Raw genomic sequence first — 20413 nt, 5'->3', positions numbered from 1 at the left:
CAGCACTCCGAAGATACGGCCTTTTGATTTATAAAATCCAAATCAGCGGCTTACTTTTTTTTTACCCGTCACCCCAAGCTTTAGCCATACGGCTGCGCCGCACTCATGCCCACCGGCTTATCTCGGCTTCTGAGCAGCTATCCAAACAAGCCATCCAATACTTCATCGAGCCGACCTACGGCGTAGGTTTTCATGCCCGACCGAGCCAAATCTAGTCCCTTGCCATTGAATTGGGACACGTACATCTCCCTGAACCCCAGCTTCTCCGCTTCGGCCAGGCGCTGGTCGAGGCGCGTTACGGCCCGGATTTCGCCGCTCAGGCCGACTTCGGCAGCCAGGCACACGTGGCCGGGAATGGGCACATCGTTCAGCGAAGAAACCACGGCGGCACATACGGCCAAGTCGAGGGCGGGGTCGTCGAGGCGCAGGCCGCCGGCAATGTTCAGGAACACGTCGTGCTGCCCCAGGCGCAGGCCGGCGCGCTTTTCGAGCACGGCCAGTAGCATTTGGAGGCGCTTGGCGTCGAAGCCGGTGCTGCTGCGCTGCGGTGTGCCGTAGGTGGCGGGCGTTACCAGGGCCTGCACTTCCACCAGCAGCGGGCGATTGCCTTCCAGCGTGGCCCCAATGGCCATGCCACTCAGGCTTTCGCCGCGTTGCGAGAGCAAGATTTCGCTGGGGTTGCTTACCTGGCGCAGGCCGTCGCCCTGCATCTCGTATATGCCCAGCTCGGAGGTGTTGCCGAAGCGGTTTTTGGTGGTGCGCAGAATGCGGTAGCTCATGTGCCGGTCGCCCTCGAACTGCAGCACGGTGTCGACCATGTGCTCCAGAATTTTGGGGCCGGCGATGCTGCCATCCTTCGTGATGTGGCCGATGAGCATCACCGGCGTGCTGGTTTCTTTGGCAAACTTCAGGAATTCGGCGGTGCACTCGCGCACCTGGCTCACCGAACCCGCGCCGCTCTCGACCAGCGTGGAGTGCATGGTCTGGATGGAGTCGATGACGAGCAGGTTGGGCTGCACCTGGTCAATCTGCCGGAAAATGTTCTGGGTGTTGGTTTCGGTGAGGATGTAGCAGCCGGGGTGCTGGCCGTCGGCCAGGCGCTCAGCGCGCATCTTTATCTGGGCTTCGCTTTCCTCGCCGCTCACGTACAACACCTTCATTTTGCGCATGCTGAGGGCAATCTGGAGCATAAGCGTGCTCTTGCCAATGCCCGGCTCGCCGCCGATGAGGATGATAGAGCCCGGCACCATGCCACCGCCGAGCACGCGGTTCAGCTCGCCGTCGGGGGTGATAATGCGGGGCTCTTCTTCGGCCAGAATGCTGTTGAGCGGGACCGACTTGGCGGCCTTGGCGATGTTGCCGCCGGGCACGGTGCTGGCAGGTTTCCACTGGCCAGTCGTAGTGGCCACGGTTTCTTTCTGGACGACCTCTTCGACGTAGGTGTTCCACTCGCCGCACACGGGGCAGCGGCCTATCCATTTCGATGATTGCGCGCCGCAGGACTGGCAGAAAAAGACGGTTCTGGCTTTGGCCATAAGTGGGGTTATTTTCGATAGAAGGGGAATAATGACAAGGCCTATGGCGGCAAAAAAGTTGCCTCAAAAGCAGCTTTTGGCCCATTGCACGCCATATCATTGGGGCGCAAGGTACGCCGCGCCCCGGCTGGCGTCAGCCCCAAAAAAGCCGGCCCTTCGGATGAGGGGCCGGCTTGCCGCAACAGCTGGTTTGGGGTAGCATTAGGGCGCTACCACCACTTTTTGTTGGTAGAAGCCGTCATCACCATGCACCTGTAGCAGGTAGACGCCAGCGGGCACGGCGTCGAGCGCGAGGCGGGCCGTGGCCTGCCGGGCGGGCACGGTCCAGCGGCGCACGAGGCGGCCGTTCAGGTCGAGCAGCGTGGCGGGACGGGCGGTAGCGGCGGCGGGCAGTTCGATAGTGACGCCCCCTTGCGCGGGGTTCGGATAGAGGCCCAGCGGCCGGATGGCCATAGCCGCGCGGGTAGCCAACTCAACATTGGTGAGGCGGGCCAGGCCAATGCGCGGCTGCCCACCTACGTAGCGGAACGAGCCATAGAGCACGATTTTGCCGTCGGTGGGCTGGAGCACCACGCCGAGCACCACGTCATCGCCAGTGAATATACTGGTGGGAATAGCTATGGGCACGAAGGCGTTGTCCACGCTGCCATCTGTGTTGAGGCGAAGCAACTGGTTGCTGGCGTTGGTGGCCGGGCTGGTGCTGCTGAACACCAGAATGCGGCCATCGGGCTGCACCTGCCGCAGGGAGTAGCTGCCGGCCAGACTGGAAAAAGCAGGGTCGGGCGCGCCGTCCACCGTCAGGCGGGTGAGGCCGTAGGGGGCCGCCTGCCCATTAAAGCTGCTGAAGCCGCCGCTAACCAGCAGCCGGCCATCGGGCTGCACCAGCACGAAATAGCTGCCGCCGGCACCGGCCGCGGTGCCCACCGAAAAGGTGTTGTCGGCGGTGCCGTTGGCATTGAGGCGAACCACCGTTGTAGCGCCGGTCATGATGTCGTTGCTGACCACAATTAGCTTGCCGCCCGGCTGCACCGCCACTGTGCCGACGCGCCCATTGGAGGGCAATCCATTCGGAACAAAGCTATTGTCGGGCGTGCCATCGGCGTTAAGCCGGACCAAACCGCTTAGCCCGGTGAGGGTACCGTAGCGCCCGAACAATCCGAACACCAGCAACTGCCCATTGGCCAACCCCACGGCACCGTTCAGAAAGTAGGTTGAGTTGGCACTGCCCGTGACCCCGCCAAACGCTTGCGCCATGAAGGCATTGTCTAATGCCCCGGATGCCAGTAGCCGCGTCACCGTGCTGCCGGAGGGACCAGCCCCCAGCACATAAAAACTACCGTTGGGCTGCACGGCCTGAATCGTTCCCGTTGGGGTGGGTGGCGCGAAGCTTGCGTCAATGGTACCATCGGGGTTGACGCGACGGATGCTGCTGGTGCTGCCCGCCAGCGTCTGACCATTAAATTGAGTAAAGTTGCCCGCTACCAGCAGCTGCCCATTGGCCAGGGGCACGGCTTGGTTGACAGTGCCCCGCACTTCGATTAAAGCCATGAAGCCGGGGTCTACCTGCCCGGTAGCGTTTAGGCGCGCCACGCCACCATACGGCTGGCCATCGTACTGCGTGAAGCCCCCGCCCACCAGCACCCGGCCCGCCGGAGTAAGGGCCACATCATTGATGGCCACATTTGGGCCGGTGCCGAGGGCAAAATTCGGGTCCAAGCTGCCCAAGGCGTCTAGACGGGCTACCCGGCTTCGGGCTACCCCGTTGTACTGGGTGAAGGTGCCGCCAATTAGGAGGCCGCCATTGGCCTCCACTTCAATGCTTGCAATCGACCCTGACCCGGCCGTAGCGTTGGTGTTTGGCTGAAAAGCCGGGTCGGCGGTGCCGTTGAGCAGCAGTCGCGTGAGGTTTACGGCGGGTTGCCCGTCGAAGGTGGTAAAGCCCCCGCCAACCAAAAGCTTGCCATCGGGCTGCTGTGCCAGGGCGCGCACAACCCCGCCACTGTTAGCTCCCGGCGTTGTGCTGCTGTTGATGTTAAACGAAGCATCAACAGTGCCGGTAGCGTTGAGGCGCACGAGGTTGCCAACGGCTTGGCCATTGAACATCGCGAAGGTGCCTCCTACCAGGATTTTACCGTCGGCCTGAACCAGCAGCGTGCGGGCAAGACCGGCAGTGATGCCGGTTCCAACGTTGAACGTCGGGTCAGCAGAGCCATCCGAGTTGAGCCGCACCACTCCACCCGATGACTGCGTAGTAAAGGTGAGTCCACTGCCCACCAGTATTTTACCGTCGGGTTGCAAGGCGAGAGCCGTTAGCTGCCGGTAGTCGGTAGGTGTCGGGGCGAACGTGAACGAAGGGTCCAGAGAGCCGTTGGCGTTCAGGCGCACCAGCAAGGCCCGCGGCAGGTTATTGAAAGTAGTAAAGCCGCCGGCCACCAGAATTTTGCCATCGGGCTGCAGCAGCATGGCGGCAATAAACCCGTTGGCTCCTGTTCCGCCGGGATTGAAGGTGGCATCGGTGGTACCGTCGGTATTGAGGCGCTGGAGCTTACCGGTGAGGGCACCGTTCACAAAGTCGATTCCGCCGGCCACCAGCACCTTGCCATCAGGCTGCACGGCCAGCGTATTCACCGACAGCTGCAGTCCTGCCTGGAGCGGCGTTTTCAACACCGTTGGTTGGAACGATGGGTCCAGTGTCTGAGCGCGCAGGGGAGCAGCGGCTAGCCAGACCAGAAAAGCACACAAGGAAAAATAGCGGGTAGAAAAGTATTGCATTGATTAAAACGTTGTTTGAATGGAAGCTTCCCAAATTTAGGGTCTGGCGCGCAATATCCACACCAACCGCAACGCCGCATGTTGTTACGCTTCTGAATTACCCATGCCCACCACTACCTCCCTCGCTCCTACCCACCTGGCCACCGTTGCGGCCTTCGCCGAACTACCCGCCGATACGCTGGCCTGGCTGCTGGCCCACGGCGAAGGGCGCACCTACGCCGCTGGCGAAACCATTTTCGAACCCGGGGCACCGGCTGAGTTTATGACGGCTGTGCTGCAGGGCGGCATTCAGTTTTATGCCGTGAAAGGGGCGCAGCGCGACCCAATATTTCGGGTAGATACGGGCCTGGTGTCGGGTGTGCTGCCTTATTCGCGGCTGCGCATCATCGCGGGCCAGGGCGTGGCTGCCGGCGAAACCGTGCTGTATCTACTGCACCGCGACCAGTTTCCGGCCCTTGAAAGCACCAGTCCTGAGCTGGTGCAGCGCCTGGTGGTCATTATGAACGACCGCAGCCGCGACCAAGTGCGGGCGCAGGAGCGCGACGACAAGCTGCGCGCTCTGGGCAAGCTCTCGGCCGGCCTGGCCCACGAGCTCAACAACCCCGCCGCCGCCATTGCCCGCGCCGCCGAAGCCTTGGCCAAACGCTCGGCAGCTAAGCCCGCGCTGTTTGTGGAGCTAGTGGGCCATTGCCCTTCGCGCGAGGCCATGCTGGCCCTCACCGGTCTGGCCGTGCCGGCGCCGGATGCCGCCCCGCTGTCGGCGTTGGAGCGCGCCAACCGCGAAGACGAGCTGGCCGACTGGCTCGAAACCCACGGGGTGCCCCAAGGCTACCACCTGGCCCCAGCCTTGCTCGAAGCCAACCTGACACCCGAAGCGCTGGCCCATGCGGCGGCCCTGTTGCCCCCGGCGGCCCTGCCGGCAGCCTTCGCCTGGCTCGAAGGCCAGCTCACGACCATGCAGCTGGTGCGCGACGTGCAGGATGCTGGCGGGCGCATCAGCAAGCTGGTAGCGGACGTGAAGACCTACTCCCACATGGACCGCGCCGGCGGTTTCGAGCCGCTGGATGTAAGGTCCGGACTCGAAAGCACGCTGAACATGCTGGGCTTTCAGCTGCGGAAGAAGACCATTAAGGTTAACCGCGAGTACGCGGCCGACCTGCCCTCCATTCGCGGCCGGGTGAGCAGCCTGAACCAGGTATGGACCAACCTGATTGATAATGCCATTGATGCGCTGCCGGCGCAGGGCGGCGAGCTCACGCTGCGCACCGTACGGGAAGGCAGTTTTGTGCGCGTGTTTCTGATTGACAATGGTTCGGGTATTCCGGCTGAGGTGCTGCCGCACATCTTCGAACCATTTTACACAACGAAGCAGGCCGGCGACGGCTCGGGCCTGGGGCTGGACATTGCGCAGCAGATTATCCGGCAGCACGATGGCCAACTGGAAGTGCATTCGGTGCCCGGGCAAACGGAATTTTGCGCCTGGCTGCCGGTAGCGGGCAGGTGATTAACCGTCATGCCGAGCGCAGCCGAGGCATCTCGCTCGCTTCGTTAAACGATTTTAACGAAGCGAGCGAGATGCCTCGGCTGCGCTCGGCATGACGTTCTTTACTTCTTCTCCCTTGCCATCCAGAAAACAACCCATGCCTGCCAAGAAACCCATTATTCTTGCCGTTGACGATGACGCCCAGGTGCTGGCCGCCATTGCCCGCGACCTGCGCCAGGAGTTCAGCCAGGACTACCGCATTCTGCGGGTGAACTCGGGCCCCGAGGCTTTGGCTACAATCAAAGAACTGCACGATAAAGAGGAACCGCTGGCTCTGATTCTGGCCGACCAACGCATGCCCGAGCTGGAGGGCGTGGAGCTGCTCACGGCCTCGCGCGAGTTTTTCCCGGAGGCCAAGCGCGTGCTGCTCACCGCCTACGCCGACACCGAAGCGGCCGTGCGGGCCATTAACTCGGCCCGGCTCGACCACTACCTGATGAAGCCCTGGGACCCGCCCGAACAGCTCCTCTACCCCACCCTGCACGACTTGCTAGCCGCCTGGCAGAGCGCGCACAAGCCCAAGTACGACGGCCTGCGCCTCATCGGCTTCCAGTGGTCGCCGCGTTCACACGAGTTGAAAGGCTTCCTGAGCGGGTATATGGTGGGCTACCAGTGGCTCGATTTTGAAACCAATGCCGAGGGCCGCAAGCTACTGGCCAGCAAAGGCTACGAACCCAGCCAGCTGCCCGTGCTGCTGTTTCCGGACGGCAGTGCCCTGGCCAACCCCACCCCGGCCGACATTGGCAGCAAGCTGGGCATTACGCAGCGGGCTTCGCAGGATATGTACGACGTGGTGGTGATTGGCGCGGGCCCCTCGGGGCTGGCGGCAGCCGTGTACGGAGCCAGCGAAGGCCTCAAAACCCTGATAATCGAACGAATGACGCCCGGCGGGCAGGCCGGCTCCAGCTCGCGCATCGAAAACTACCTGGGCTTTCCCACGGGCCTGAGCGGGGCCGAGCTGGCCCACCGCGCCTGGACGCAGGCCGTGCGCCTCGGGGCCGAGTTTCTGGCACCGCAGGAAGTAACCAAGCTCTGCGTGCAGGACGGCTACAAAGTCCTCACCCTGGGCGACGGCACCGAAATCAGCACCCGCGCCGTGGTGCTCACCACCGGCGTGAGCTACCGCACTCTCGACGTGCCGGGCATTGACCGCCTGAGCGGTGCGGGTGTGTACTACGGCGCGGCGCGCACCGAGGCCCGCAGCTGCGACGAGCAGGACGTGTACATCGTGGGCGGCGGCAACTCAGCCGGGCAGGCGGCCATGTACCTGGCTACCTACGCCCGCCGGGTGTTCATCGTCATTCGCGGGGCCAACCTGGCCGCCAGCATGTCGGCTTACCTCATTGAGCAAATCCGCGACACGCCCAACATCGAAATTCTCTCGCATTCTCAGGTGAAAGAGGTGTGCGGCCAGGACCACCTCGAAGCCGTGATGGTGGACGTGAATGGCACCGTGGAAAAGCGTCCGGCCCGGGCCCTGTTCGTGTTCATTGGGGCCAAGCCCAGCACCGAGTGGATTCGCGACCTAGTGGCCTGCGATGCCAAAGGCTTCCTGCTCACGGGCCGCGACCTGGTGGCCGACCCGCGCTACACCCACATCTGGAAAAAGGACCGCGAGCCCTACCTGCTCGAAACCTGCGCCCCGGGCATCTTCGCGGCTGGCGACAGCCGCGCCGGCGCCATGGCCCGCGTGGCCTCGGCCGTGGGCGAGGGCAGCATGGCCATCAAGTTTGTGCACCAGTACTTGGACGAGTAACGCCTTTGGCTTAATGAAGAATGAGGAATTAGGAATGGAGAATTGGAAAGGTGTCCCAATTGCTCATTCTTAATTCCTCATTCTTCATTAAGCGTAGCGTCCTACCCTTCCAGCATCAACTGGTCGGGCAGGTTCATCAGGTAGTCGCCGTAGCCGCTTTTGCGCAGCGGGGCGGCGATGGCGCGCAGCTGGTCGGCGTCGATGAAGCCCTGGCGGTAGGCGGCCTCCTCAATCGAGCCCACCTTCAGGCCCTGGCGCTGCTCGATAACTTTCACGAACTCGCCGGCCTGCATCAGGCTTTCGAAAGTGCCCGTGTCGAGCCAGGCAGTGCCGCGGCCGAGGATGCCCACCTTGAGAGTGCCACGGCGCAGGTACTCGCGGTTCACGTCGGTGATTTCGTACTCGCCGCGGGGGCTCATCTCGAGGTTCTTGGCGATTTCCACCACGTCGTTGTCGTAGAAATACAGGCCCGGCACGGCGTAGTTGCTTTTGGGCTTGGCCGGCTTTTCCTCAATGCTCAAGGCCTTTTTATTAGCATCGAACTCCACCACGCCGTAGCGCTCGGGGTCGTGCACGTGGTAGGCGAACACCACGCCACCCTCGGGGTCGTTGTTCGATTTCAGCAGCTGCTCGAGGCCGGCACCGTAGAAAATGTTGTCGCCGAGCACCAGGGCCACCTTGTCTTTGCCAATGAAGTCGGCGCCCAGCACGAAGGCCTGGGCCAGGCCGTTGGGCACTTCCTGCACCACGTACTGAAAATCGCAGCCCAGGCTTTTGCCGTCGCCAAGCAGCTTCTTGAATTGCGCCTGGTCGTGCGGTGTGGTGATAATGAGCACTTCCCGAATGCCAGCCGAGAGCAGAATCGACAGCGGATAATAAATCATCGGCTTGTCGTACACGGGCATGAGCTGCTTCGAAACGGCCAGCGTGAGCGGGTGCAGGCGGGTACCGGAGCCGCCGGCGAGAATAATTCCTTTCATGTAATCGAATAAAGGGCAGAATGACTGGCACAAAGCTACTGCTTCGGCCGGGTACGCCCGACCCGTTTGCGACGGCACCAAGGTTCCATACGGCTGCACGGCGCAAGTTGATACGGCGAATGTTCCCGCGTCCGGGCAACGCAGCGGCGCGGGTTTTCCGCTACCGGAACCAGCCGATGAGGAGCCATCTGCAGGGTTTCGGCTTTAACACTGATTTGTCGCAACAACGTGGAGCCTCACTTAAACCGAGCTGTAAAGCCTGGTATCGTATATAATTATTTTTATTGTTCCATTATTATTTTTATTGAATTATATAAAGCACAAGGAATAACAACGCCTAATCTTTCAGAGAAATTTACATAGATAAAGTCTCTAATAATCAATCAGTAAAACACTATTTACAAATTGCATAATTATCTGATTAGCGCTACTGTTATTATTGAACATCCAAATAGAGCTGATAAATTAATGTTGCGACCGAATTGAACTATCCTACCTTTGGAGACTAGCTGCACCGATTTCATTTGAAATAGGGGCGGATAGACTACCTCATCTCTTCCTAACTATGAAAACAACCCTACGCATGTGGGCCGGCGCCGCCGGCCTACTGGTCTCCCTGTTGCCCCACCTTTGGGCTCACGCCGAAGGGTCGAAGCAGCTGACGCCTAACCGAGCTGGCACTCCCACCAGCCTCACCGACCCCGCCAACACCGTTGCCGGGTACCTGATGCACGATTCGGGACCGGCCTCGACGGAAACCTTCCTCAAGCCCAACGCCCCCGACGACCACCGCCTCTTTGTGCGGATGAAGCCCGGCGAAACGCTGTACTACGGGCTGCAGCGCACCGACACCGGCGACGGCCGCAGCGGCAACCAGGGCGATGTCATCATCACCATCAGGTACCGCGATGGCGCTGGCAATGAGCAGGTAGCCCAAACCACCACGCTGGCCCGCAGCCAGGCCGCCGCCAACACCAGCCAGGCGCAGCTGCTGCCGCAATCCGGCGTGATTGACGACGCCGTGCAAAACCAGGCCGGCCCGAAAACCACCGCCAACCCCACCGGCTACGAAGCCCTGACCCTAACCTACCCGGCTACCGGTACCGGCCCGCGCGACTATTGGGTAGAGCTGACGCAGGTGGGCGAAAGCGGCCTGGCAGCTGACCTGAAACGCTCGTACTACAACTTCTGGGACTTCACGGTGCTGAGCCCGGCCGGCCAGGAGCAGGCGGGCCGCTTGTTCAGCCAGTTCTGGGGGTTTTCGTCGGGGGCCTCTCCGGGCGCGGCCGGGGCTTACCAGAACCGGCTGTCGGCTGACTTCAGCCTGTTTACGCTGATTCCGAACCCGCAGGACCCCACTAAATTCTTCGTGAAGGAAGTGGAGCTGGCGGGCTTGCGCCCCTACGACTTCGTGTTTGTGGCCAACTCGCGCGGCACCAGCACGCCGGGCACCTTCGCCGAGAGCCGCAAGAGCGTGACCGGAGCTTCGGCCCCAACCGAATACAGCAACTTCGTGAACGACCCCGACCCGAGCCTGTGGCCGTCGGCGACGGCGCCGGTGTTTGTTCGCACGGCCAAGGCGTTCTGCAACCCGCTCACCGGCCTGGGGGGCGTGGCATTCACGACAACCAGCGGCGAGCAGGGCTCGGTAACCGTGCTGATTGACCTGAACGGCAACCGCGTGCAGGACGGCAACGACGTGCTGCTGACCCAAAACGTGGCGGCCAACGTGCCGGCCACCATTGTGTGGGACGGCAAGGACCGGCTGGGCAACGTGGTGGCACCGGGCACCTCCATCGACCTGGCTTTTACCAGCTTTGGCGCGCCGGTAAACTACCCGCTGTACGATGCCGAAGGCAACCCCGACGGCCTGCGTATTCAGAACGTGCGGCCATCGTCGGGCGGGGGGCGCTACTTCGACCGCCTGTACTGGGACGATACCAACCTGAGCGCGGCAGAATTCCCAGACCGGACCCGCCTGAACGGCGAAATCTCGACGGCCGGCGTGCACCGCTGGGGCGACGCCAGCAACCAGGCCGGCAACGTGCTCACCATCAACACCTGGAGCTATGGCTTCATTACGCCCATCGACCAAGTGTACGTGTACGAGTACACCTGCGACAACGACAACGACGGCGTGACGGATGCCACCGACCTCGACGACGACAACGACGGCATTCTCGACACCCAGGAAACCGGCGGCGTGAACCCGCAGCTGGCCAGCGGCGGCACCCTGCTTTACCTCGATGCGGCGTATGTGCACCCGATTTTTGGGCGCTTCCGCGACCGCAACAACGACGGCATCAACGACTGGTTCGACACGGACCTGGACGGCGTGCCCAACCACTTCGACCTCGACGCCGACAACGACGGCCTGCCTGATGCCGTGGAAGCCGGCCTCGCTACCCTGGCCTGGAGCAACGGCGCCAACAGCTCGCAATACAGCCCAACGGAGTCGCGCTTTGCCGGCACCGGCGACGGCGTGGGCCTCAATGGCCTGCCCAACGCCGTGGAAAACCGCCTGCAGCCCGATACGGAAGTTAATTCGGTGCGCTACACCCTGCCCGACAACGACGGCGACACGTTTGTGGGCACCAACTCGTCGGCTCTTAACTACGACTACCTCGACCTGGACTCGGACAACGACGGCCTGACCGACGAGCTCGAAGCCCAGAGCACCGCGGCCTATGCGGCCCGCCTGGGCAGCGCCGGCTTTGCCACCGATACCGACCAGGACGGCCTGCGCGATGCCTACGACGCCAACAACGGCGGCAGCGCCGCGGGCCCAGCGGTCGACACGAACGCCAACGCCGTGGCCGACATGTTCGACGTTGATACCGACGGCGACAACGCGACCAAAAGCGCCCTGCCCATTAACCTGCAAACCGCCGACTGGACGGAAGGCTTCGACACCAACGGCGACGGCCGGGCCGGTGATGAGATTCTGGCCAAAGCCCTGGCGTTTGCGGTGGCCAACCCGGCTCAGGCTGCCTACTACGCCGTGACCGACGGCGTGCGCTCGCCCTTTTTGCAGGATGCGAACGGCAACGGCGTGCCCAACTTCCTGGAGCAGGGCAGCGCCAGCTACCACGACGACAACTTCAACGGCCTGGTCGACCTGTACGACCCAACCTACGGCGGCAGCCCCGGCACCGCACCCCGAGCTTCGGCCGGAGCTGCCGAGGCGGCCTTCCGTACCGCAACGGCGCAGGTGCCCTTGCCCGTGACGCTGGTGAGCTTTGAGGCGCGGGCCGCCGGGGCAGCCGTGGTGCTGAACTGGCGTACGGCGCAGGAGCTGCGCAACCATCATTTCGTGGTGGAGCGCTCCGTTGATGGCCGCAGCTTTGCGCCGCTGGCGACGGTGGCCGGCCAAGGCACTACCATGCAGCCCACAGCCTACGCCCACACCGATGCCGCGGCCGCGGCCGCGGCCCTCGGCGTGTCCACGCTGTACTACCGCCTGCAAGCAGTCGACGACGAAGGCAAGCCCACCCTGAGCCCCGTGCGCACCGTACGCTTCCCACAGGTTGCCGCTGGCCCGCTGGCTCTCTACCCCAACCCGACCGCCGACCGTGCCACCCTCGACCTGCGCAGCCTGCCCGTCGGCCGCTATTCGGTGCAGGTGTTTGATGCGACCGGCCGCCGCTTGCAGCAGGCCACCTACCCAGCCGAGCAGCCGGTGCTGGACCTGCGGAGCTTGCCCGCCGGGGCCTACTTTGTGCAGGTACGAGGCGAAGGCATCAACACCGTGCTGCCGCTGCTGAAGCACTAGCGCAGGTTTCTGTTGGCCACAGATAAAGCCCCCGGCAAGATGCCCTTGCCCTTACCCAACACTCGTTGCCTGCCTGCTGGCGGCACTTGACCGGTCCGGTCCGACCGCCCTAGGCGGTCCGACCGGTTGAAGAACCCCCGGTTTCGCTCCGCCAACAACCGGTCGGACCGCCTAGGGCGGTCGGACCGGAGCAACGACCGCCGTTTTGGGTAAGGACCAGGCATCTTGCCAGGGGCTTTTTTTATGCCACGAGAAAAATGGTGTAGAGACGCGACCCTTCGCGTCTCGGCGTTGAACGGGTGTCAGTAGCCAATCACCGGATGGCGCGGTACCGGAGACGCGAAGGGTCGCGTCTCTACATCGTTCTTCTTACTAAGTAATCGAGCAGAAGTAATCAGGTCATCGTCCGGCCCGGTCCGACCGCCTGGGGCGGTCGGACCGGGCCGATGCCGAATTACTTTTGCTCGACTACTTAAGTAGCTAGCCGTGCGCCATCGGCGTTCACGGTTAGCGTAACCGACTGGCCGACTACCAAAGCCAGGTTGTCGGCCTCATGGCCGGTAGGGAAGCCGTAGGCTACGGGGAAATCATACCGCCGGGCAAACCGGTCGATGATTTCCCAGGCGGCGCTGCCGAAGGGAATGGTGTTATCGCGCATAGCCGAGAAGTGTCCGACCACCAGCCCGGCCAGACCCGCCAGCTGGCCGCTGCGGTGCAGGTGCAGCAGCATGCGGTCGATGTGGTAGAGGTATTCGTCGAGGTCTTCGAGGAAGAGGATGCGGCCCGCGAAGCTGGCCTGCGAGGGCGTACCCGTGATGGTCTGGAGCAGGCTGAGGTTGCCACCCACTAGCTCGCCGGTGGCCGTGCCGGGCCAGTTGAGCGGGTGCGGCGCCACGTCGATGGGCTGGAACGGCTCACCGAAGAGGGCCCGCCGCAGGGTTTCGAGGGCCAGCTCGCCGCCGGTCTGGTGGAAGAGCACGGGCATCACGCCGTGGATGCTGGCGTAGCCCTGGGCCAGCAGGTGGCTGTTGAGCACGGTGACGTCGGAGAAGCCGGCCACCCATTTGGGCTGAGCCGCGAAGCGGGTAAGGTCGAGCCCATCGACGATGCGGGCGGTACCGTAGCCGCCACGGGCGCACAGAATGGCCCGAATGCCGGGGTCGTCGAGCTGCTGCTGGAAGTCGCGGCGGCGCAGGTCGTCGTCGCCGGCAAACTGGTGATGGTCGCCGGCGATGCTTTCGCCCAGCACGACTTCGAGCCCCCAGCTTTTGAGGGTGGCAATGGCGGGAGCCAGCTCGGCAGCCGAGATTTTACGGGCCGGGCTCACCAGCGCCACGCGCTGGCCGGCCTGCAAGGGGGCGGGAAACTGAACGGACATATGCTAAAGACAAAGCGGCGGGAAAACAGTCGCAAATAACGCACGGCCGCACGGCAGTCGGGCCCGCGGACCCAACCCCGGCAGCTGGTTCTGCGTCAAGCTAAAACCGTTGTTCGATTCCCCATTCTTTTCCTGGTCCCTATGAAATCTCTACTCCTTTTTGGGTTGCTGCTGGTGCTCAGCATTGGCCAGTCGGCCCGGGCCCAAACGCCCATCGACACCACCGGCGGGCGGTTTTACCGGCCTATTTTCCCCGCTGTGACGGTGACTTCGGGGGTGGCGTACGGCTCGGCTGTTACCGCCTTCGGCGCCACCCAAACCCTGCTGATGGACGTTTATCAGCCCACCGGCGACGCCGCGGCCGAGCGGCCGGTTATCATTTTTGCGCATCAGGGCGGCTTTTTCAGTGGCCAGCGAGACGAGCAGTATATGGTAGACGTGTGCACCCGGTTTGCGCAGCTGGGCTACATCACGGCCAGCATCGACTATCGGCTGGGGTTTGCCTCGTTCGATACCACGGCCGTGAGTAAGGCCGCCTTGCGCGGTATGCAGGATATGCGCGCTGCGGTGCGGTTTTTCCGGCAGGATGCGGCTACGGGTAACGTGTACCGGGCAAGCCCGAGCCGCATTGTGGTGGGCGGCGCTTCGGCGGGCGGCTTTATGGCGTTGGAAGTCGGCTACCTCGATAAGGTGAGCGAAGTACCCAGCGACGTGGATATTTCCGCAATGGGTGGCATTGAGGGCATGAGCGGCAACCCCGGCTATTCCAGCCTGCCGCTGGCCGTGCTCAACCTGAGCGGGGCCACCAACCCGCCCAGCATAATTGAGGCTGGCAATGCCCCGCTCTACAGCGCCCACGGCACCGCCGACCGCGTGGTGCCCTACCTAAAAGGCCGCACCAATGCCGGCCCACCCAAGTACGTGTTTGGCAGCGGCACGCTGAACCCTTATGCCAGCAGCGTGGGCGTGCCCAATGTGCTGCGGCGCTTCAGCCAGGCGCCTCACATTCCGCAGTATGCCACCAGCGGCAGTAGCAATCCCACCGCCTACGCCGACACCACCTTCCGCGACATCCGTAACTTTCTGCGGCCGCTGCTGGTGCCCGTGGTGGCGGCCACCTATCCGAGCCTGGTTATTAATACCAACACCACCGTGCCCGGCGGCAATTATCAGGACATTACCATTAATAGCGGCACGGCCACGCTGGCCGGCAACATCACCGTGTACGGCACGCTGGTGGTGAAGGGCCTGAGCGGCCAGCCGGCCGGCAGCCTGAGCACCAGCTGCTTTGTGGTGGATGGCCCCGGCAATTTCGATTTACAGGCCGGGGCTTCGCTGCGCATCTGCGACCCGGCGGGCATCAGCGCCAGCGGGGCTACGGGGGCTATTCGCAACACTGGCAGCCGCAGCTTCAGCACGGGCGCGGCCTATGCCTACGTGGGCACCGGCAGCCAGTCTACCGGTTCGGGCCTACCTCGTTTTGTGCGTGAGTTGGAGGTAGCAGTGCCGGCTGGCAGTACCCTTATGCTGGACCGGGAGGTAAGCATCAACCAGCGCCTGCTGCCCACCAGCGGCACTTTGGATAACAGACTGGGCCTGACGCTGCTTTCCAGCTCGACTGGCACGGCCCTGGCCACGCCGGGCGCGGCTACTCTGACTAATCCGCTGGTGGTGCAGCGGTATATCGACCCGAGCGTGAACCCCGGCCCGGGCTACCGCCACTTGGCCGCGCCCGTAACCGGGGCCACCGTGGGCGGGCTGAACAACACCGCCACCGGTGGCAGCTTCGAACCCGAAATCAGCCAGGCTGCCACGTATAACAACTCGGCCACGCCGGGCACCACTACGCCCTTCCCCAACATTTTCTTCTACGACCAAAGCCGCGTGACGCGGGCCAACGCCTACGCCCCCTTCGACCGCGGCTACGAGGCACCCACCAGCCTGGGCGACCCACTGCTGCCCGGCCGGGGCTATACCGTGAACATGGCCGCCAACCAGACGCTGAATTTCACCGGCACGCTCACGAGCAACAATGCAGACTTCAGCACCACCCTGCCCGGGGCCGTATCGGCCGAGGGTGGCTGGCACCTGCTGGGCAACCCCTTCGCCTCGGCCCTGAATTGGGATGCGGTGCCGGTGCCCACTGGCCTCGACGGCGCCATGTACATTTTTGTAAGCACCAGCCGCTACGGCGGCAACTACCGCAGCTACGTGAACGGCGTGGGCGGGGGCAGCACCATTCCGCTGGGGCAGGGCTTTTTTGTGCGCTCGCCGGGGGCTGCGCCCGTCACGCTTACGTTCCCGACCGCCGCGCGCCTCACCGACTTTGCCGCTGCCAACGCCGCCACGGTGCAGCGCCCGGCCGCCGACCCACGGGCCCGCCTGCGCCTTACGCTGGCTCCCGAGACTACGCCAGCAACCACCGACGAGGCCTTTATCTACCTCGAAGCCGGGGCCACCGCCGGCCCCGATGCCCACTACGATGCCCGCAAGCTGGCGAACCCCAGCGGCCTGAACCTGGCCAGCCTTGCTTCCGGCCAGGAACTGGCTATTAACGGCTTGCCCCTACCAACTGCGACGACCGTGGTGCCGTTGGCCGTGGCGGTGCCGCAGCCCGGCCGCTACGCTTTAGCCGCCGCCGACCTGCTGAACTTTGCCCCCGGCACCACCCTTACCCTGACCGATGCCCTGGCCGGCACCCGCACGGCCCTGGCCCCGGGCACGCGCTACACTTTCGCGCTGGCCAGTGCTACGGCCCCGGGCCGCTTTGCACTGGAGCTGCGGCCCGGCACGGTTACGGCTACAACCGGCGCCCAGCTGGCCGAGCAGGTGCAGCTCTATCCGAACCCGGCAGTGGGAAGCTTCCGCCTGGTGTTGCCCGCTACCGGCGCCACGATGGTAACCGCCCGCCTCACCAATACGCTGGGCCAGGTGGTGAGCCAGCGCCAGCTCGCGGCTCCAGCGAGCCAGCCGCTGACGGCTGACTTTGACGTGCGCGGCTTAGCGCCGGGCGTGTACCAGCTGCACCTGGCGGTGGGCGGTACCGCAGTAGTACGCCGCGTGGTGGTGCAGTAAGCAGTTGCTGGTTACTTGTCTATCTTGGGACTAAAGACGTTAAACGATGTAGGGGCGGGGTCGTACCCGGTAGGGCTTGCCCCCGCCCGCCGTTGAACTATACCAGCGCCTGCTGTTTAACGGCGGGCGGGGGCAAGCCCCGCCCCTACATCGCTTGACCTGTTTGGCATAACGGGCGGGCTTTTCTAACCCTAAAAAACAATCCTCATGAATAAAACCCTTCTCTTCTTGTTGCTGCTGTTTGGTGTGAGCACCGCCGTGCAGGCCCAGATTGACACCACCGGCGGCCGCTACTACCGGCCGATTTTCGCCAACGTGACCGTGACGCCGGACGTGATATACGGCACGGCCGTCACCTACCAGGGCACCACCCAAACGCTGCTGATGGACATTTACCAGCCCACCGGCGATGCGCTGGCACGGCGGCCGGTCATCATCTTCGCGCACCAGGGGGGCTTTCTGGCGGGCTCGCGCACCGATGCGTACATGGTGAACATCTGCACGCGCATGGCGCGGCTGGGCTACGTCACGGCCAGCATCGAGTACCGCTTGGGTTTCCCCATTACAGGATTTCCGCCGCCCGCCGCCGATACCGTGGGCGTAGCCAAAGCCGCCATCCGGGGCATGCAGGACCTGCGGGCGGCCGTGCGCTTCTTCCGGAAAGATGCGGCGACCACCAATGCCTACAAAGTGAACCCGAGCTACATCGCGGCGGGCGGCTCGTCGGCGGGGGCTTTTATGGCGCTGGAAATCGGCTACCTCGACAAAGCCAGCGAAGTGCCTGCCTACGCGGACCTGGCCGGGCTGGGCGGCATTGAGGGCAACAGCGGCAACCCTGGCTACAGCAGCGCCGTGCTGGCCGTGCTCAACCTGAGCGGAGCCACCGAGCAGCCCGGCATCATCGAGGCCGGCAACGCCCCGCTGCTGAGCGTGCACGGCACAGCCGACGCCACTGTGCCCTACTTCCAGGGTCGCATCGGTTCGCTGCTGCCGCCCAAGTACGTGTACGGCAGCGGCCGCCTGCACCCGCGCGCGACCGCCGTGGGGGTCCGCAACACGCTGGTGCGCCTGTCGCGGGCCGGCCACATTCCCTTCGAAAACAACGCCGCCTACGCCGACACCACCTTCCGCGCCATCCGCGATTTTCTGCGGCCCAGCCTGGGGCAGGCCGGCACGGTGCTAGCCGCCAAGCCGGGCAGTGCCCAGCCAGCGGCCCTGGCCACCGCTTACCCCAACCCCGCCGACGACCAGCTGCGCCTGCAGCTGCCCGAAGCCTGGGCCCTGCCCACCCAGGTGCGCCTGCTCGATGCCACCGGCCGCCTCGTGCGCAGCTTCCGCCCCACCACCCGCGAACTGCTGGTGCCGCGCGGCAGCCTGCCCGCCGGCCTCTACCTGCTCGCTGTAGCCGGACAGCCGCCGGTGCGGGTTGAGTTTCGGTAAGGCGCTAAGCACGCCCACTTCTCATGCGATACAGGGCGGGCCAATTGGCCCGCCCTGTTGCGTACCGGTCCACCGCCCCGGCGCCCGCTGCACGTTCTGTGGACCAGCCCCTACATTTAGGCGCGCCTTGCTACTGAGGTGCGCCCTTTCCCCCGCTCATGGAAGACCTACCGCCCCCATCTGCTGACCCCACGCTGCCCAATACGCCCGAGGCGCGGGCCGCCTACATCAAAGAAGCGCAAACGAAGCGCGACCTGAATGGGCTGAAGCGCCTGTTTGAGGCCGAGCTGCTGGCGCTGCCGGCGTTCGCGGAGGCCATGGCCCCGTACTTCGACCAGAGCCGGCCGCACGTAGCCAGCCTGTATGCCAACAACAAAGCCGCCGCCTACATCAAAGGGCCCCTGCTGCTGAAGCATTCGGGGGCGCGCTTCGTGGAAATTCGGGAGGCGGCGGCCCACGACCTGTGGGGAATTCAGCAGAAGAAGCTCTTCGACCTGCAGTGCCGCTGGCGGGCCGAGCACATCACGTTGCCCGGCGTGCGCCACACCGAGGAATTCCGGCAGTGGGAGAAGTACATCGAGCACTGCCCGTGGCTGCCGCCCATTACGGCCGATGAGGTGGCGCTCTACGAGGCCTACCTGCGCTCCGATGCCTACGAGCCCAGCCGAAATTGGCCGTGGCAGGACTACAATACCTTCGGGCAAACGGCCGAAAGCGGCCAGCAAGACCCGGACCCCGCCGATGAAGACGACGGCGAAGACGACGGCTACCGCGCCGCCGAGCGCCGGATGTACCGGACCTTGCCGGCGTGGTACCGCTACCACGACGCGGCCACCGGCGCGGGCTCCTTGCTGGCCCTGCCCGACGTGCGCGGCGACAAAGAGGCGTACTACATCGGCCTCACCGAAGCCGACAAAGCCCAGAAGCTGGCCGCCCAGCGCGCCCGCGGCGACATGGCCGCCAGCCTGCCGTGGCACCCATTTATCATCGAGGAGGACCACAGCCCGTATTTTCGGCAGTTTGAAGACCCCGCCGAACTCCCGCGCCTGCTGCGCTGGTACGAGGCCGACCGCGCCGACGCGCGCCGACGCCACGGCTACCTGTCTGAGGCCACCCACTGGATAGCGCGCGCCCTGGAAGGCTCGGCCGCGCCGTGGCCCATCGCCGCCCACGCCGACTGGCGCCTGGCGGTGATAGCGGCCGGGATGCGGGCGTGGGGGCACCAGCTGGCCGACGTGCTGGCCGAGGTCTGGCAGGAGCAGGAACAAAACCGCGCCCTGGGCTTGCCCGTCACCGGCCCGCAGGTATACGGCGACCACAAGCCCTTTGCAGAGCTGGACTGGACCGAGGAAGACAGCTACCAGCCCAAGTTCATTTTGCGGGGCCGCGAGCTGGCCGGCGAACCGCGCGACTTCAATTTCTGACCGCCGCCGCGCCGCCGGGGCGCTTTGGCCCCCGGCGACGCGGCCACTGCCGGCGGGCACACGGGTTCTGGCTGCGCACTAAAACCCGTGTGTCCGCGTTTCATCACACAGTTTTTCTCGTTTGCCTGAAACCTGTGTGCCCTCCCCTGCCCCTTCTGCCATGAGCTATGCGGCCCAACTGCGCGCCGTGCGCGCCTGTTACGGCTTCAGCCAGCCCGCGCTGGCCCCCTGGCTGGGTCTGGGCCGGGCCCAGGTAGCCAGCGTCGAAACCGGCCGCGAGCCGCTGCCGGCCCACGCCCGCCCCTGGCTGCGGCCCTGGGTGCAGGCCTTAGCCGAGGCCGAGTCGGACGCGTTGCCCACCCCAGCCTCCACGGCCGCGCCCGCCGCCACTGGCCCGGCCCCGGTGCTGGCCCGCGTGGCCGAATGCCACTACCAGGCCCAGCGCCTGGGCCAGCAGCTGGCGGCCCTGCAAGCGGCGCACCGCACGGCTGCCCGCCGCCTGGCCGCCGGCCCACTGCTGCTCGCCGCCCTGCCCGCCCCCGCTGCGGACGAAGCCCCGGCTCTGGCCCTGCGCCGCCGCTGGCTGGCCCGCCTGCTCGAAGAAGCGGCCGATGCCTTGGCCCCCGAAGCCCCTGGCGGCCCGGTGGCCGCCCGGCTGCTGGAGGCCCGCCGCCGGGGCTACCTGCACGAGGCCGCGTGGCTGCTGGCCGGGTTGTAGGGGCGGGGTCGTACCCGGTA

Annotated in this window: 11 protein-coding genes; 7 read left to right on the top strand and 4 right to left on the bottom strand. The window is 64.6% G+C overall.

From position 1 onward, the window contains the following. Window positions 1-137: 137 nt before the first annotated feature. Both radA and ABD837_RS07500 read right to left on the bottom strand, forming a co-directional pair. Window positions 138-1535 (bottom strand): DNA repair protein RadA, encoded by a 1398-nt coding sequence (radA, locus tag ABD837_RS07505; protein ID WP_345052355.1) that lies wholly within the window; start codon window positions 1533-1535, stop codon window positions 138-140. A gap of 201 nt (window positions 1536-1736) precedes the next feature. Further along, entirely contained in the window at window positions 1737-4307 is a 2571-nt protein-coding gene (locus ABD837_RS07500; protein WP_345052352.1) for a T9SS type A sorting domain-containing protein, read from the bottom strand. A gap of 103 nt (window positions 4308-4410) precedes the next feature. On the opposite strand from ABD837_RS07500, the gene ABD837_RS07495 reads away from it, so the two are divergent. Both ABD837_RS07495 and ABD837_RS07490 read left to right on the top strand, forming a co-directional pair. Beyond that, window positions 4411-5811 (top strand): sensor histidine kinase, encoded by a 1401-nt coding sequence (locus ABD837_RS07495; RefSeq protein WP_345052350.1) that lies wholly within the window; start codon window positions 4411-4413, stop codon window positions 5809-5811. Window positions 5812-5947: 136 nt separating this feature from the next. Beyond that, complete coding sequence (locus ABD837_RS07490) at window positions 5948-7606, top strand: NAD(P)/FAD-dependent oxidoreductase (RefSeq protein WP_345052348.1); 1659 nt, start codon at window positions 5948-5950, stop codon at window positions 7604-7606. A gap of 101 nt (window positions 7607-7707) precedes the next feature. Here ABD837_RS07490 and rfbA read toward each other — a convergent pair whose 3' ends face one another. Continuing rightward, window positions 7708-8586 (bottom strand): glucose-1-phosphate thymidylyltransferase RfbA, encoded by an 879-nt coding sequence (gene rfbA / locus ABD837_RS07485; RefSeq protein ID WP_345052346.1) that lies wholly within the window; start codon window positions 8584-8586, stop codon window positions 7708-7710. A gap of 565 nt (window positions 8587-9151) precedes the next feature. Between rfbA and ABD837_RS07480 the strand changes: the two genes are divergently transcribed. Next, a complete protein-coding gene (locus ABD837_RS07480; RefSeq protein WP_345052343.1) occupies window positions 9152-12358 on the top strand; it encodes a T9SS type A sorting domain-containing protein in 3207 nt (1068 codons plus the stop codon). Window positions 12359-12830: 472 nt separating this feature from the next. Here the strand turns inward: ABD837_RS07480 and ABD837_RS07475 are convergent, their stop codons facing one another. Next, window positions 12831-13736, bottom strand: a complete 906-nt coding sequence (locus ABD837_RS07475) for a S66 peptidase family protein (RefSeq protein WP_345052340.1) — start codon at window positions 13734-13736, stop codon at window positions 12831-12833. A 141-nt stretch (window positions 13737-13877) separates the two neighbouring features. On the opposite strand from ABD837_RS07475, the gene ABD837_RS07470 reads away from it, so the two are divergent. The 4 genes from ABD837_RS07470 to ABD837_RS07455 all read left to right on the top strand — a co-directional run bounded on the left by ABD837_RS07470 (window position 13878) and on the right by ABD837_RS07455 (window position 20393). Then, window positions 13878-16811 carry a carboxylesterase family protein gene (locus tag ABD837_RS07470; RefSeq protein WP_345052338.1) on the top strand — a complete coding sequence of 978 codons (2934 nt, stop codon included), beginning with the start codon at window positions 13878-13880 and terminating at the stop codon, window positions 16809-16811. 207 nt (window positions 16812-17018) lie between these two features. Beyond that, on the top strand, window positions 17019-18251 hold the full coding sequence (locus ABD837_RS07465) for an alpha/beta hydrolase fold domain-containing protein (RefSeq protein WP_345052336.1): 1233 nt from the start codon (window positions 17019-17021) through the stop codon (window positions 18249-18251). A 158-nt stretch (window positions 18252-18409) separates the two neighbouring features. Then, window positions 18410-19675, top strand: coding sequence for a hypothetical protein (locus ABD837_RS07460; protein WP_345052333.1), 1266 nt, complete (start codon window positions 18410-18412; stop codon window positions 19673-19675). Window positions 19676-19835: 160 nt separating this feature from the next. Continuing rightward, a complete protein-coding gene (locus ABD837_RS07455; RefSeq protein WP_345052331.1) occupies window positions 19836-20393 on the top strand; it encodes a hypothetical protein in 558 nt (185 codons plus the stop codon). Window positions 20394-20413 lie beyond the last annotated feature (20 nt).

Source organism: Hymenobacter glaciei (assembly GCF_039539585.1).
GTDB classification, from domain to species: Bacteria; Bacteroidota; Bacteroidia; order Cytophagales; family Hymenobacteraceae; genus Hymenobacter; species Hymenobacter glaciei.
Note: the sequence above shows the minus strand (reverse complement) of the source record. Positions and strands in the feature narration are given on the sequence as shown.

Coding starts and splice junctions, on each gene's coding strand:
- radA (WP_345052355.1), bottom strand. CDS start 1,535: ATGGCCAAAGCCAGAACCGTCTTTTTCTGCCAGTCCTGCGGCGCGCAA.
- ABD837_RS07500 (WP_345052352.1), bottom strand. CDS start 4,307: ATGCAATACTTTTCTACCCGCTATTTTTCCTTGTGTGCTTTTCTGGTC.
- ABD837_RS07465 (WP_345052336.1), top strand. CDS start 17,019: ATGAATAAAACCCTTCTCTTCTTGTTGCTGCTGTTTGGTGTGAGCACC.
- ABD837_RS07460 (WP_345052333.1), top strand. CDS start 18,410: ATGGAAGACCTACCGCCCCCATCTGCTGACCCCACGCTGCCCAATACG.
- ABD837_RS07475 (WP_345052340.1), bottom strand. CDS start 13,736: ATGTCCGTTCAGTTTCCCGCCCCCTTGCAGGCCGGCCAGCGCGTGGCG.
- ABD837_RS07480 (WP_345052343.1), top strand. CDS start 9,152: ATGAAAACAACCCTACGCATGTGGGCCGGCGCCGCCGGCCTACTGGTC.
- ABD837_RS07495 (WP_345052350.1), top strand. CDS start 4,411: ATGCCCACCACTACCTCCCTCGCTCCTACCCACCTGGCCACCGTTGCG.
- ABD837_RS07455 (WP_345052331.1), top strand. CDS start 19,836: ATGAGCTATGCGGCCCAACTGCGCGCCGTGCGCGCCTGTTACGGCTTC.
- rfbA (WP_345052346.1), bottom strand. CDS start 8,586: ATGAAAGGAATTATTCTCGCCGGCGGCTCCGGTACCCGCCTGCACCCG.
- ABD837_RS07490 (WP_345052348.1), top strand. CDS start 5,948: ATGCCTGCCAAGAAACCCATTATTCTTGCCGTTGACGATGACGCCCAG.
- ABD837_RS07470 (WP_345052338.1), top strand. CDS start 13,878: ATGAAATCTCTACTCCTTTTTGGGTTGCTGCTGGTGCTCAGCATTGGC.